The organism is Streptomyces sp. NPDC057697, assembly GCF_042799335.1.
Lineage (GTDB): Bacteria > Actinomycetota > Actinomycetes > Streptomycetales > Streptomycetaceae > Streptomyces.
The window spans coordinates 159,993-173,090 of the sequence record NZ_JBHVJA010000007.1 but is presented as its reverse complement, the minus strand read 5'-3'; the positions used below and the strand labels follow the sequence as shown (position 1 = coordinate 173,090).

Sequence of the window (13,098 nt, the reverse complement as noted above, 5' to 3'; positions counted from 1 at the left end):
TCTCGCTTTGCTTTTCACGATAGTCCTTTGCCTTTCTCGGGGACGGTTCGCGCCGCATTCTTTGCCGCCACGACCGCGTCGAACACCTCACGCTTGGGCAGCCCCGCGGCCGCGGCGACGGCGGCGATCGCCTCCTTGCGCCGCTCCCCCGCCTCCTCGCGCACCCGCACCCTGCGCACCAGCTCCTCGGCGTCCAGTTCCTCGGGTCCGGAGTCGGCCGCGCCCTCGACGACGACGGTGATCTCGCCGCGTACCCCTTCGGCCGCCCAGACGGCCAGCTCGCCCAGCGGGCCGCGCTTCACTTCCTCGTACGTCTTGGTCAGCTCCCGGCACACGGCGGCCCGGCGGCCCTCGCCGAAGACCTCGGCCATCGCGGCGAGGGTGTCGTCGAGCCGGTGCGGGGCCTCGAAGAAGACCATGGTGCGGCGCTCGTCGGCGACCTCGCGCAGCCGCCCGAGCCGTTCGCCCGCCTTGCGGGGCAGGAAGCCCTCGAAGCAGAAGCGGTCGACGGGCAGCGCGGACAGGGCGAGCGCGGTCAGCACGGCGGACGGTCCGGGGACGGCGGTGACCTTGACGTCCTGCTCGACGGCGGCGGCCACGAGCCGGTAGCCGGGGTCGGAGACGGACGGCATCCCCGCGTCCGTGACCAGCAGGACGCGGGCGCCGCCGGTCAGCGCCTCGACGAGTTCGGGCGTACGGGCCGACTCGTTGCCCTCGAAATAGGAGACGACCCGTCCCGTGGTGTGGATCCCGAGCGCCTGGGTGAGGCGGCGCAGCCGCCGGGTGTCCTCGGCGGCGACGATGTCCGCCGTCTCCAGCTCGGCGGCGAGGCGGGGCGGGGCGTCCGCCACGTCGCCGATGGGGGTTCCTGCGAGTACCAGCGTTCCAGTCGTTCCAGTCACGGTGCCATCCTTCCAGCACGGGCGGCAGCGTTCGCACAGCGGCGTTCCCTACGATGGCGCGGTGACGAGTACTGCGCCCGAAGCCCGGCAGGGCCAAGACGCCGGGGAACCGCACGGCGAAGAACCAGCCTCCTGGCAGCAGCGGCTGCGCCGCTTCGGCCATGTGCCCAGGCCCGGGATCGGGCTGCGCGAGCGGCTGGTCCCGCCGTACACCCGGCCCGGCGCCCAGCTGTGGGCGGTGCTCGGGGTCTCCCCGCCGCTGGCCGGGCGTCTGGTGCGGTGGTCGGCCTGGGGCGGTCCGCTGCTGGTGGCACTGGTCGCCGGGGTGCTGCGGTTCTGGAAGCTGGGCAGCCCGCACGCGCTGATATTCGACGAGACGTACTACGCCAAGGACTCCTGGGCCCTGATCAACCAGGGGTACGAGGGCGACTGGCCCAAGGACATCGACAAGCTGATCCTCTCGGACCCGTCGAAGGTGCACATCCCGGTGGACCCGGGCTATGTGGTGCATCCGCCGGTCGGCAAGTGGGTCATCGGGCTCGGTGAGCACTTCTTCGGGTTCACGCCGTTCGGCTGGCGTTTCATGGTGGCGCTGCTCGGCACGCTGTCGGTGCTGATGCTGTGCCGGATCGGCCGGCGGCTGTTCCGCTCGACGTTCCTGGGCTGTCTGGCGGGCACCCTGCTCGCCGTGGACGGTCTGCATTTCGTGATGAGCCGTACCGCGCTGCTCGACCTGGTGCTGATGTTCTTCGTGCTGGCGGCGTTCGGCGCGCTGCTGATCGACCGCGACTGGGCGCGGCGCAGGCTCGCCGCGGCGCTGCCGGTCGACGAGGACGGGGTGCTGCGCCCGGACACGGAGGTCGCGGAGCGGCTGCGGCTGGGCTGGCGTCCGTGGCGGATCACCGCGGGTCTGATGCTGGGGCTGGCCTTCGCCACCAAGTGGAACGGCCTGTACATCATGGTCGGCTTCGGCCTGATGACGGTGTTGTGGGACGTGGGCGCGCGGCGGACGGCGGGTGCGGTCCGCCCGTATCTGACGGTGCTGAAGCGGGATCTGCTGCCCGCGTTCGTCTCGACGGTCCCGGTGGCGCTCGCGACGTACCTCGTCTCCTGGACCGGCTGGATCGTCACCGGCAAGGGCTACTACCGCGACTGGGCGCAGACCGAGGGCCGGGGCGGCGCCTGGAGCTGGCTGCCGGACTGGCTGCGCAGCCTGTGGCATTACGAGTACCAGGTCTACGAGTTCCATGTGAACCTGACGTCCGGCCACACCTACCAGTCCAATCCGTGGAGCTGGATCGTGCTCGGCCGGCCCGTCTCGTACTTCTGGGAGGAGCAGTCGGGCTGCGCGGCGTCGGAGACCGGCAAGTGCTCGCGCGAGGTGCTGGCGATCGGGACGCCGCTGCTGTGGTGGGCGGCGTGCTTCGCCCTGGTGTACGTGCTGTGGCGGTGGTTCTTCCGTCGCGACTGGCGGGCGGGCGCGATCGCCTGCGGTGTGGCGGCGGGCTGGCTGCCCTGGTTCCTCTACCAGGAGCGGACGATCTTCCTCTTCTACGCGGTCGTGTTCGTGCCGTTCCTGTGTCTGGCGGTGACGATGATGATCGGCGCGCTGCTGGGCCCGGCGGCCGGGACGGGGACGAAACAGGAGCTGGGCCTGGTGACCGGCGACCCCTCGGGGGAGCGCAGACGGACCCTGGGCGCGATCGCGGCGGGCGTCCTGGTCCTGCTGATCATCTGGAACTTCATCTACTTCTGGCCGATCTACACGGGCACCCCGATCCCGGACGGGTCGTGGCGGGACCGGATGTGGCTGGACACCTGGATCTGATGGATGTGCGCGGGGCGGGAGCCGGGCGCTACGGCCCCCGCGCTCCGGTCACTCCCTGTGCCCGCGCCCCTCGCATCGCGTTCCGATAACGACCGCCCCGGCCTTCCCCGCCATCCCGTAGGGTGCCCAGCAGCATCTTGTTGAACGCGTTCAACAAGGAACTCCTGGGGAGGGGGACTGCAGGTATGCGCAGTGGAGCGAAGGTAGCGATAGTCGGCGGGGTGTTCGCGGTCGTGGTCGGCGGGGTGGGGTACGGGGCGTACAACATCCTGGACGGGCTGGGCGGCGGCGGGGGCGGGGGTACGGACACCACGTCCACCTCCGCCGAGGTGAAGACGGGCCCGGTCACCAAGGCGGAGATCGACGACGCGTCGAAGAAGTTCCTCAAGGCCTGGGCGAGCGGCGACCCGGAGACCGCGTCCCAGCTCACCAACAACGCGGCCGAGGCCGGACCGGCCCTCACCGGCTACCGCGAGAGTGCCCATGTCACCAAGGCGGTGATCACCCCGGGACCCGCGGTGGGCCCGAAGGTGCCGTACATGGTGAACGCGACCGTCTCCTTCAAGGGGAAGTCCAAGCCCTGGTCGTACTCCTCCGAGCTGACCGTGGTCCGCGGGAAGACCACCGGCAGGCCGCTGGTGGACTGGTCCCCCGCCGTGATCCATCCGGAGCTGAAGGACGGCGCCTCGCTCAAGACGGGCGAGGCATCGGCCCCCTCGATCGAGGCCGTCGACCACAACGGCAAGGTCCTCACCAAGGAGAAGTACCCGTCGCTGGGTTCGATCCTGGACACGCTGCGCCAGAAGTACGGCGAGAAGGCCGGCGGCACCGCGGGCATCGAGACCTGGATCGAGAGCGCGGACGCGGGCAGCCCCGGCAAGACCCTGCTCACCCTCACCAAGGGCAGGCCGGGCAAGGTGCAGACCACCCTGGACGCTGGCGCCCAGGCGGCGGCCGAGCTGGCGGTGAAGAAGTTCAGCCAGGCCTCGGTGGTCGCCGTCAGGCCGTCCACGGGTGCGATCCGCGCGGTCGCCAACAACCCGGCCACCGGCTTCAACGCGGCGATGCAGGGCACGCAGGCCCCCGGTTCGACGATGAAGATCGTGACGGCGGCGATGCTGATCGAGAAGGGCCTCACCTCGGCCGGCCAGAAGATCGAGTGCCCGCCGACCGCGACGTACTACGGCCGCACCTTCAAGAACCTGGACGGGTTCTCCATCGGCGACGGCACCCTGACGACCAGCTTCGCCCGGTCCTGCAACACGGCCTTCATCAAGCTGATCGACGACACCAAGGACGACGCGGCGCTCCCCAAGGAGGCCCGTGACGTCTTCGGGATCGGCCTGAACTGGCAGACCGGCGTCGTCACCTTCGACGGCAAGGTGCCCGAGGAGACCCAGGGCGAGGCCGCCGCGCAGTACATCGGCCAGGGCACGGTCCAGATGAACGCCCTCAACATGGCCTCCATCACCGCCACCGCCCGGACCGGCACCTTCCGTCAGCCGATCATCGTCTCCCCGGAGCTGGACGGCCGCCCGATCGCCACCGCCGCGCGTTCCCTGCCCGCCTCCGTCTCTCAGCAGCTCACCGGCATGATGCGGCAGACCGCCAGTTGGGGCACCGGCAGGGCGGCGATGGCCTCGGTCGTCGGCGACAAGGGCGCCAAGACGGGCTCGGCGGAGGTGGACGGCCAGGCCACGTCCAACAGCTGGTTCACCGGCTTCAACAACGACCTGGCGGCCGCCGCGGTCGTCCAGGCCGGCGGCCACGGCGGCGACGCGGCGGGCCCGGTGGTCGCCGCCGTGCTCCGCGCGGGGTCCTGAACACCGGACGCCGTACGGAACCCCGTCGCATGCCCCGCGCGCCGTTCGCTAGCGTGCGGGGCATGAGCACTTCCGATGCCACCGCCGCCGCCGAGGCCCACCCCCGATTCGCCGAGGCCCTGCGGGAGCTGGGCCTCGACGTCGAGGTCCGCCGCTTCCCCGAGGCCACCCGCACCGCCGCCGAGGCCGCCGCCGCGATCGGCTGCGAGCTGAGCGAGATCGTCAAGTCGCTGATCTTCGAGGCGGACGGGTCCCCCGTGCTGGTCCTGATGGACGGCTCCTCGCGGGTCGACGTGGAGCGGGTACGCGCGGAGCTGGGCGCCGCGAAGGTCGAGCGGGCCGGGGCCGAGCTGGTCCGGGAGACGACCGGGTACGCCATCGGCGGCGTGCCGCCCTTCGGGCACCGTACGAAGACCCGGGTGCTGGCCGACCGGGGGCTGCTGGACCACGCCGTGGTGTGGGCGGCGGCGGGCACCCCGCACACCGTCTTCCCGCTCGACCCCGCCTCGTTGATCGGACACGCCGGCGGCACCGTGGTGGACGTGCGCGAGCAGTCCAAGTGACGCCGCTGGTCGCGTGCGCGGTCCTGATCGCGGCGGTCACCCACGCCAGCTGGAACGCCATCGCGCACGCGATCAAGGACCAGCTCGTCTCCTTCACCCTGATCTCCGGCGGCGGTCTGCTGATCGGCGCGGCCGCCGCCCTCTTCGTCCCGTTCCCGGCCGCCGGTGCCTGGCCGTATCTGCTGGTCTCGGCCGGGCTCCATGTGGCGTACATGCTGCTGCTGATGCGCTCGTTCACCCTGGGCGACTTCGGGCAGATGTACCCGATCGCCCGGGGCACGGCCCCGCTGGTGGTGACGGTCCTCGCCGCGGTCTTCGTCGGCGAGCACCCGGACGGCTGGGCCACCGCCGGGGTCGCGGTGGCCTCGGCGGGGCTGGTCGGACTGGCCCTCTGGGGCATCCGGGGCAGCGGCAGACGCCCGGACTGGCCCGCCCTGCTGGCCGCCCTCGCGACCGGACTGGCCATCGCCGGATACACCACGGTGGACGGCGTCGGCGTCCGCGCCTCCGGCACCCCGCTCGGCTACATCGCCTGGCTGATGATCCTGGAGGGCCTGGCCATCCCGGCCTACGCGCTCCACCGCCGCCGCGCCGAACTCCTGCCCGCCCTGCGCCCGTTCGCCATACGCGGCCTGCTGGGCGCGGCCCTGTCGGTCACCGCGTACGGCCTGGTCCTCTGGGCCCAGACCCGGGCGGCCCTGGCCCCGATCGCGGCCCTGCGCGAGTCCTCCATCATCGTCGGCGCGGCCATCGGAACGCTCCTCTTCAAGGAACGCTTCGGCGCACCGCGCATCGCGGCGGCCGGTCTGATGGTCGTCGGCATCGGCCTGATGCTGCACACGGGGTGAGCGGGACGGGTGCAGGGAGCGGGTTCAGGGGGCGGGTGCAGGGGCCTGGTTCGGCGGCGATGCGGGTAGGTCGCTTCCACACCTCCGCCTCCTACGAAGGGCCTTCCCGTGACAGCCAACTCCCCGCACTGGTTCACGTCATCCCACAGCGACAACGGCGGTTCCTGCGTCGAGGTCGCCACCAACCTCGCCGCCCCGCACGGCACCGTCCCCGTCCGCGACTCGAAGAACCCCGGCGGCCCCGTGCTGCACCCCTCGCCCACCGCGTTCGCCGCGTTCGTGGCGGGCGTCAGGGGCGGGGAGTTCGGCTCCGTCTGACCTGGACCGGCCTACTTGTCGTCGAGGTCTTCGCCGAAGGTGACGTCCAGCTCGGTGGTGAGGGCCTCGGCCAGCTGGAGCTTCTGCGCCCGGTCGATGACGATCTGCTTGAGTGAGGCCAGGCCGCGGAGCTGGGAGAGGTCATTGCCCCGAAGGTCGAGACCGCGGTACTTTCCGCCGTCGAACTCGGTCAGCCGCAGGTCGCAGCCGTCAATCAGGGCAGCGCCCAGGTCGCAGTCGGCGAAGGCCGTCTCGCGCAGCGTGCACTTCGAGAAGATCACTGGGCCGACGGCCCGTACCCGGGCGAAGGTGCTGTAGTCGATCCTGCAGCTCTCGAAGAGCACGTTGTCGAAAGTGACGTTCTCCAGCGTGGCGCCCATGAACTTGCAGTCACGGAACACGGTCCGGGACACCTTGCTGTCGCTCCACCGCAGAGAGGCCGGGTCGCAGTACGCGAACTCCACGGAGTCGCAGCGCAGCCTCTCCAGCCGGGCGCGCTGAGTCTTCAGCCCGGTGATCCGCCCGCCGAGCAGGTGGGTGTCGGCGAGGTCGAGGTCACGTAGATCTGCGTCGGCGTAGTGGAACTCCGCCAGCCGCCCTCGGCCGCCCTCCAGCGAGGTGACGTGGGAAAGGTAGAGGCCCGGCTCGTTCAGGGCCGGGAGGATGACGCTCGTACGGCGGATCGTGCGGGTGTCCATCAACAGCCTTTCAGCGCGGTGACACGGTCACCGTTGCTGTCGCCCCCCGCGGGGCGACAGCAACGGGCTTCTACTTCTTGTTCCAGTTGTCCCAGGTAGGACGGTTGTCGAAGGGCGCCGGGGTCTTCGCCCAGTTGTCCCACGTGGGCCGGTTGTCCCATGGCCCTCCAGCGATCACCGGGGCCGGGGAGCCGTACATGGCCATCAACTCCATCACCACAGGTGTGTCGGATACGGCAAGTCTGTCCAGGACCGTCATACAGCTGTCTCCTTCGTTGCGAGAGTGGACAGGGCCGTGACCAGGGCCTGCCGGGAGACCCGGCAGTAGTTGGTCTCGGTGGACTGGAGGCTGCCGTTCTCGAAGTAGCGATTGGCAGCCTGAGCGCCACGGCAGAAATCGAAGAACTCGCATGCGGCCTCGCAGCGGCTCAGACCGGTGAGGAAGTCGCGTACGTAGCCCAGCCGGTGGGCCCCGCAGAGGATCTCCGCCAGGGGCTGTTCGAGGACATTTCCGGCCACGAAGTCGCCGTACTCGGGCGCCGCCGTGTCCGCGAGTTCGGGAGAGAGCAGGACCACGTCACCCTTCCATGAGACCGTGGGGATCGGATCGAGGCGGCGTCGTTCCCACTCCGTCCGCCGGCCGCAACGGATCAGCTGGAGGTACTCGACGAGGCGTTCGACTTCCCGGACCGGCGGCGCGCCAGGGTGCTCCCGGGACCAGGTGAGGATGCGGCGCCAGAACTCCTCGGCCTGAACTGCGGTGGGCGGCTGCCGTTCGGTGTTGACCCCTTCGATCTCCTCGATGTTGAAGCCCACCGAGTGACTTCCCAGGGAAGCCAGGAACTCCAACAGCTCCTCCGGCACCGCTGCGCCCAGGGCACCGACCACCGAGATGACGGAGAACGGGATGCCGTGCTCACGCAGCCGCGCGATGCCGCGCAGGATCCGGTCGAAGGCGGGCCTGCCCCGGAGATCGACTCGCTCGGCGTTCAGAGCGGCAGGCCCGTCGATACTCACCCCGACGCGGACGCGGTACGCGGCCAGGAGTTCGCACCACGTGTCGGTGAGAAGCGTCGCGTTGGTCTGCACGTAGTGGTCGACTCGGCCCACCCGGCGCAAGCCCTCGAACGGCGCGAGAAGGGTCTTGAACTTGTGCCGCCCGACGGCGAGCGGCTCCCCGCCGTGCCAGACGACACCGACCGGATGGCCGCTGTCATCGAACTGGGCGACCGCCTGTGCCAGGGCCTCGGCCACCTCCGCCGGCATCTGGTGCTTGAGCTTGCGCAATGGCAGGTAGCAGTACCGGCAGTCAAGATTGCACCATGTCGTGGGCTGGACCACCACGGTCTGCGGGGCCGCGAACCGCTGCTGGTACCGGGCACGCCAAGGTGACGGGCGAGAGCGCATCGGAGTCCTCTCCTCGACGGACGGAGGCATCGCCGACCGCGGGCAGAGGAGCCGCAGGCCGGTATGCGATCACCATCCGCCTCTCCATGACGTGCACCCGATGACATCGCGTTGTCATTGCCGATGACATGTCATCGGCCGCGCCATGACACCCCTGAAGTCGCCTTTTCCGCACAGGAGTTCTGGGATCAAGTGGTGGGATATCGTGGCGGATGTGCCTCGCTCGATTCTGATCCATGACGGCCGGACGTCCCGGGATACCGGCTTCGTCCACATCTGCTCGGGCTACCTCGTCGAGCACGGCAAGGTGCTGCTCGTGCACCACAACCGCTTCGACAAATGGGTGCCGCCGGGCGGCCACATCGAGCCCGGCGAGACCTTCGCCGGGACGGCGGTGCGCGAGTTCAAGGAGGAGACCGGCTTGCTGGTGAAAGCCATTTCGAGCCAGCCGGAGATCCACCCCGCCGATGCCAATGCCACGCCCGAGCCCGTGCCGTTCTACGTCGACATCGAGCGGGAGGGGTTCGCCACCCCGGCGGTGGTGCAGTTCTTCTACGTTCAGAGGCAGCCGGGCACCCGGGAGCAGGCCGTGGAGGCGCAGCTCGAAGAGGTGCACGGGGCCGCCTGGTTCGGCCTGGATGACCTCGACACCCTCAAGACCTTCGATCAGGTCCGTTCCCTGGCTCGGTTCGCTCTGCTGAACTATCCGGTGACCGGGGAGCGGGCCACGTCGTAGGTGCTGGCCTGTCGTCCTGCGAGGCGATACCCGCCGTTCCCGTCCACCGTCCCGGCGAGCAGTAGCCGGGCCGGGGCTCCGCCGAACGCCGCGGAGATGGCCCGGTTGAGGCGCTGAACGTACTTGGGCACCGAGGACGGGGCGACGTAGAGCGTCGCAGCGATCCGCTCGGTCGTCAGCCCGGCCTCGGGAGCATCGTGTACGACCTTCACCAGGTCGAACAGGCGCTCCGACAGCTCACACGCCACACTGCCTTCCCTGTCGCGTGCGCGGACGAGGACGGTTCGGCCTGGACCAAGTGCGACATGCACGATGACCATCTCGGCGGAGGTCTCGCTCACGTCCTCCGAGGTGCCGTCGGCGAGGTGCATCCGGGCCAGACGCTTCATCGCTTCCTCGTAGGCCGACACCGTGTAGTACGCGGCCCGGATGGTGGCGCGCTTGCCCGAGGCACCCGGCTCGTTCCACAGTCCGGCCTTCGGATCCCACAAGTCGCTCATCAACTTCCACGCCTTGGCGAGCCGGGCATCACGCGGGCTGGCGCCGCCCCGGACGGCAGCCTGGGCACACAGCGCGTACGCCATGTGTTCCCATGCGGTGCCCTGCACGTCCGTGTCGTCCTCGACGAACGTCTCCCACCGGTGGTGGTTGTACAGCAGCCATTGGCCGGCCTCGGCGACGACTGCGGACAGACGCTTCTGCTGCACCGAGCCGTGCACACCACCCGTCTCCCGCGGGTCGTCCCGGTACGCGGGCTCGCCGCCGGGCCCGGTTCCGGCGCAGACGGCCGACAGCGCGAGCAGGCACAGCGCGGTCTTGCTCGGGCTCGGTTCGGTGTCGACGTAGGTACGCCAGCCCCATGCCCCACTTCCGCGCCGGTGGTAGAGCAGGCCGTACACCCCATGGTCGATCAGCGGTACGACACGCTCCAGCAAGCTGGTGGTCTCCACCCCACCGGGTAAGAGGACTCCGGGACCGAAGTCGTGAAGGGCATCTCTGAGCTCGGCGAGCCGGTGCACCACGAGCGCAGTCTGGTGCAGGGAGGTGTCGTCGAGTCCGAGGACTTCGGGCCAGCCGTGGTCGACCCGGTGGTCCTCCAACCAGCCGACGCACCAAGCCACGATCTCCGCGACACCGTCATGGTGAAAGAAGCGAGGATGAGACAGCAGTCCGGCCAGGCCAAAGGCGATGAACCGAGTGTGTTCACCGCGGCCCCCCTTGGGCCGGGGCCGCGAGTGCTCCGGGATGGCGCCGGTGAGAAAGTCCAGCGCCTGACGAACCGGCTGCCCGGCAATGCCCGCAGCCCGCAGAATGGGCAGGACCTCGCTGGTATTGACGATCGAGGAAACCGAGGTCAGGGTGAGACCCCACCCACCGTCGTGGCCCTGGTTGTGCAGCAAGGTCCGGGCAGCCTTGCCCGCCCTGGTCTCGAATGCCGCGAGCCCCACATCCGCACTCTTCATGATTCGCCTCCGCTGCCGATCCCGGACCGCCGGACGGACGGACCGTACCCACCCCCCTTACTGCCAACGCTTGCTCCCCCGCCACCTTCGCCGCCTTCGCCGCGTTCGTGGCGGGCGTCAGGGGCGGGGAGTTCGGCTCCGTCTGACCCTCGGGGTCCGTCCGGGCGGGCGGACCTCCCGGGGCGTCCGCGAAGGAACGTCACACGGCACGAGTCGGCCGTCGCGCCTCAATCAGGGTGCACGGAGAGGGTGTACGTGCAGTCGGTGTCGGGGACGACGACGAGAAACGGGTGGCCGTTCTTGATGTGCGCCTGAGCCGCGCGCTGGCTCTGCCGGTCCTCGTACCAGGCCCGGAGCTCGGCGGGGCGGTCGGTCGTGGAGCCGACCGGTAGCCGCGTCAGGGGCTGCGCCCACGCGGAACGCGCCGGGTCCGGCCAGGGACCGAGGTCGGTGCCGAGGTCGGTGCCGGCGTCGGAGTCGAAGTCGGTGTCGCGGTCCGGGTCGCAACCCAGATCGAAATCCAGGTCGGAATCCGGGTCGGCATCGGCATCGGCGCCGATCCGGTCCGCGATCCACAGCGCCTGGCCGCCCAGCCACCGCATCGCCAGCACCGGGGAGACGGTCCGGAACGTGCCCAGCACGTACCTCGCCATCTCTCCCCCGAAGAACTCCACCGCCAGCGCCTCGCACTGGTAACCCCCGGGCACCGCCGCCGCGTTCACACGCCACCCCGGCTGCTCCGCAGGTTCCGCAAGGCGTTCTCCGCGCTCAGCCGCTCGGCCGGAGTCAGCGCCTGGACCCACTCGGGCTCCGCCTCCCACTCCACACCGCCGCCGAGCGGCCGCAGGGACCAGTACGGACCGACGACCCCACGGAACTCCCCCACCCGGTCGCCATGGCCGGAATCCCGGAAAAGCGTTCCTGAGGGCGGAACTTGAGGGGGCTCGTGACGAGTCAGGGCACCATCTTCTTCGGGCACGTCAACTCCGCTCCGTAGTCATCCCACTACCAGGAGGCTTCAGAGTGACCTAGAGTCGGAGTGTCATCAACATGGCCGAACGGGAGGACACATTGGTAAACCGCAAGGAGTTGAATCCGGAAGCAAGCCCCCAGGCAGCTTTCGGCGCACGTTTACGCAGGCTGCGCGAAGAGCGCGGCTGGACCCAGGATCACGTCGGTGCGCTGGTCGGCTGTACGGGCAGGCATATCTCGGCCCTCGAAACTGGTCGTAAATCACCGACTCTGCCATTCTCGCGCCGCGTTGATGTGGCGCTGGATACGACAAACACCGCCGATTCGTTCGAGCGCGAATGGCGCGATATCAAGCACGGCAACCTGCTGGAGGGATTCCCGGAGTACGTCGGGTACGAGGGCAGGGCGACGGAGATCAGACTGTTCCAGATCGGGATCGTCCCCGGACTGTTGCAGACTCCGGAGTACGCGAGGGCGCTGGCGGACGGTCACGTGTGGCGCGGCTCCATCACGCCCGAACAGGCGGAAGAACGCGTCTCGTTCCTGACTCAGAGACAGAACGCCTTGGCAAGGGCGCGGCCACCCATGCTGATCGTGGTCCTGGACGAAAGCTGCATCCGTCGCCCGATCGGCGGCCCTGAGGTCATGAAGTCCCAGATTCAGAAGCTGGTCGATTTCGCCGCACTCCCCAACACGGTCCTCCAGGTGGCGCCTTTTGACATAGGGGAACGTCGGCCCTTCAACCTGCCGGTCAACTTGCTCACCCTTCCGGACCGTTCCATGGTCTCGTATGCCGAATCCCACTCGCAGGGGAACGTGGACCGCGAGAGCGCTTCCGTTCTGCCTCTGTTGACGGCCTACCATCAACTACAGGCCGAAGCCCTCTCCCAAGCGGCATCCGTGGCGATGATCAAGCAGGCATGAAAGGGAAGTTCCGTGACTAACGAGCCCCGCTGGTTCAAGTCCTCCTACAGCGACAACGGCGGCGACTGTGTGGAGGCCGCCACCAACCTCGCCGCCCCGCACGGCGTGGTCCCCGTACGCGACTCCAAGAACCCCGGCGGACCCGTACTGCACACCTCCCCCGCCTCCTTCGCCGCCTTCGTGACGGGCGTCAAGGCAGGGGAGTTCGGCACCGTCTGACCGGCGGAGGTCCAGCGCACCCGATCCGACGAGCCCCACCGCGCGACGCACGGTGGGGCTTTGCGCTGTCCGTACCCGCCCGCGCCGGTTTGCCTTCCCGGGCCAACGGGCACGTGGAACGCTGCACAGCCTTCGGTGCCGCATCCGGCCAGTCACGAAAGGGCTCCCATGGCGATCGAATCCGCCCGCTGGGTCACCTCCTCCTACAGCAGCAACGGCGGCGACTGTGTGGAGGCCGCCACCAACCTCGCCGCCCCGCACGGCGTGGTCCCCGTACGCGACTCCAAGAACCCCGGCGGACCCGTACTGCACACCTCCCCCGCCTCCTTCGCCGCCTTCGTGGCAGGCGTCAAGGCGGGGGAGTTCAGGGCCGTCTGAGCTGGGCCGATCCGCGCAC

16 protein-coding genes are annotated in these 13,098 nt (G+C 69.6%); 9 read left to right on the top strand and 7 right to left on the bottom strand.

The genetic code is table 11. From position 1 onward, the window contains the following. Window positions 1–14: 14 nt before the first annotated feature. A complete protein-coding gene (gene rsmI, locus ACFVFH_RS20115) occupies window positions 15–902 on the bottom strand; it encodes a 16S rRNA (cytidine(1402)-2'-O)-methyltransferase (RefSeq protein WP_383770346.1) in 888 nt (295 codons plus the stop codon). Between the two features lie 61 nt (window positions 903–963). On the opposite strand from rsmI, the gene ACFVFH_RS20110 reads away from it, so the two are divergent. From ACFVFH_RS20110 to ACFVFH_RS20090, 5 genes are all read left to right on the top strand, one after another. After that, entirely contained in the window at window positions 964–2,730 is a 1,767-nt protein-coding gene (locus ACFVFH_RS20110) for a dolichyl-phosphate-mannose--protein mannosyltransferase (RefSeq protein ID WP_383770343.1), read from the top strand. Between the two features lie 185 nt (window positions 2,731–2,915). Continuing rightward, window positions 2,916–4,553, top strand: coding sequence for a penicillin-binding transpeptidase domain-containing protein (locus ACFVFH_RS20105; protein ID WP_383770340.1), 1,638 nt, complete (start codon window positions 2,916–2,918; stop codon window positions 4,551–4,553). 62 nt (window positions 4,554–4,615) lie between these two features. Beyond that, on the top strand, window positions 4,616–5,116 hold the full coding sequence (locus tag ACFVFH_RS20100) for a YbaK/EbsC family protein (protein WP_383770337.1): 501 nt from the start codon (window positions 4,616–4,618) through the stop codon (window positions 5,114–5,116). Further along, window positions 5,113–5,964: an EamA family transporter gene (locus ACFVFH_RS20095; protein WP_383770335.1), complete on the top strand. Its 852-nt coding sequence runs from the start codon at window positions 5,113–5,115 to the stop codon at window positions 5,962–5,964. The genes ACFVFH_RS20100 and ACFVFH_RS20095 overlap by 4 nt, the downstream gene beginning before the upstream one ends. Window positions 5,965–6,072: 108 nt before the next feature. Next, window positions 6,073–6,282 carry a DUF397 domain-containing protein gene (locus ACFVFH_RS20090; RefSeq protein WP_383770332.1) on the top strand — a complete coding sequence of 70 codons (210 nt, stop codon included), beginning with the start codon at window positions 6,073–6,075 and terminating at the stop codon, window positions 6,280–6,282. A gap of 11 nt (window positions 6,283–6,293) precedes the next feature. Here ACFVFH_RS20090 and ACFVFH_RS20085 read toward each other — a convergent pair whose 3' ends face one another. The 3 genes from ACFVFH_RS20085 to amcB all read right to left on the bottom strand — a co-directional run bounded on the left by ACFVFH_RS20085 (window position 6,294) and on the right by amcB (window position 8,387). Then, window positions 6,294–6,980, bottom strand: a complete 687-nt coding sequence (locus ACFVFH_RS20085) for a pentapeptide repeat-containing protein (protein WP_383770329.1) — start codon at window positions 6,978–6,980, stop codon at window positions 6,294–6,296. 70 nt (window positions 6,981–7,050) lie between these two features. Then, entirely contained in the window at window positions 7,051–7,239 is a 189-nt protein-coding gene (gene amcA, locus ACFVFH_RS20080; RefSeq protein WP_344517284.1) for a multiple cyclophane-containing RiPP AmcA, read from the bottom strand. Then, entirely contained in the window at window positions 7,236–8,387 is a 1,152-nt protein-coding gene (amcB, locus tag ACFVFH_RS20075) for a cyclophane-forming radical SAM peptide maturase AmcB (RefSeq protein WP_383770324.1), read from the bottom strand. Before amcB ends, amcA begins: the two co-directional genes overlap by 4 nt. Before the next feature lie 214 nt (window positions 8,388–8,601). Between amcB and ACFVFH_RS20070 the strand changes: the two genes are divergently transcribed. Next, the gene (locus ACFVFH_RS20070; protein WP_383770321.1) at window positions 8,602–9,123 is read left to right on the top strand and encodes an NUDIX hydrolase; all 522 of its coding nucleotides are present in this window, start codon (window positions 8,602–8,604) and stop codon (window positions 9,121–9,123) included. On the opposite strand, the gene ACFVFH_RS20065 is transcribed toward ACFVFH_RS20070, so the two are convergent. The 3 genes from ACFVFH_RS20065 to ACFVFH_RS20055 all read right to left on the bottom strand — a co-directional run bounded on the left by ACFVFH_RS20065 (window position 9,090) and on the right by ACFVFH_RS20055 (window position 11,565). Further along, the gene (locus tag ACFVFH_RS20065; RefSeq protein ID WP_383770318.1) at window positions 9,090–10,586 is read right to left on the bottom strand and encodes a hypothetical protein; all 1,497 of its coding nucleotides are present in this window, start codon (window positions 10,584–10,586) and stop codon (window positions 9,090–9,092) included. The genes ACFVFH_RS20070 and ACFVFH_RS20065 overlap by 34 nt on opposite strands. Window positions 10,587–10,813: 227 nt before the next feature. Beyond that, window positions 10,814–11,308 (bottom strand): hypothetical protein, encoded by a 495-nt coding sequence (locus tag ACFVFH_RS20060; protein WP_383770315.1) that lies wholly within the window; start codon window positions 11,306–11,308, stop codon window positions 10,814–10,816. After that, window positions 11,305–11,565 (bottom strand): hypothetical protein, encoded by a 261-nt coding sequence (locus ACFVFH_RS20055; RefSeq protein WP_383770312.1) that lies wholly within the window; start codon window positions 11,563–11,565, stop codon window positions 11,305–11,307. Before ACFVFH_RS20055 ends, ACFVFH_RS20060 begins: the two co-directional genes overlap by 4 nt. A 71-nt stretch (window positions 11,566–11,636) precedes the next feature. Here ACFVFH_RS20055 and ACFVFH_RS20050 point away from each other — a divergent pair, with 71 nt between their 5' ends. From ACFVFH_RS20050 to ACFVFH_RS20040, 3 genes are all read left to right on the top strand, one after another. After that, window positions 11,637–12,482: a Scr1 family TA system antitoxin-like transcriptional regulator gene (locus ACFVFH_RS20050; protein WP_383770309.1), complete on the top strand. Its 846-nt coding sequence runs from the start codon at window positions 11,637–11,639 to the stop codon at window positions 12,480–12,482. A 12-nt stretch (window positions 12,483–12,494) separates the two neighbouring features. Further along, window positions 12,495–12,701, top strand: a complete 207-nt coding sequence (locus ACFVFH_RS20045) for a DUF397 domain-containing protein (protein ID WP_383770306.1) — start codon at window positions 12,495–12,497, stop codon at window positions 12,699–12,701. 168 nt (window positions 12,702–12,869) lie between these two features. Continuing rightward, window positions 12,870–13,079, top strand: a complete 210-nt coding sequence (locus ACFVFH_RS20040; RefSeq protein WP_383770304.1) for a DUF397 domain-containing protein — start codon at window positions 12,870–12,872, stop codon at window positions 13,077–13,079. Window positions 13,080–13,098 lie beyond the last annotated feature (19 nt).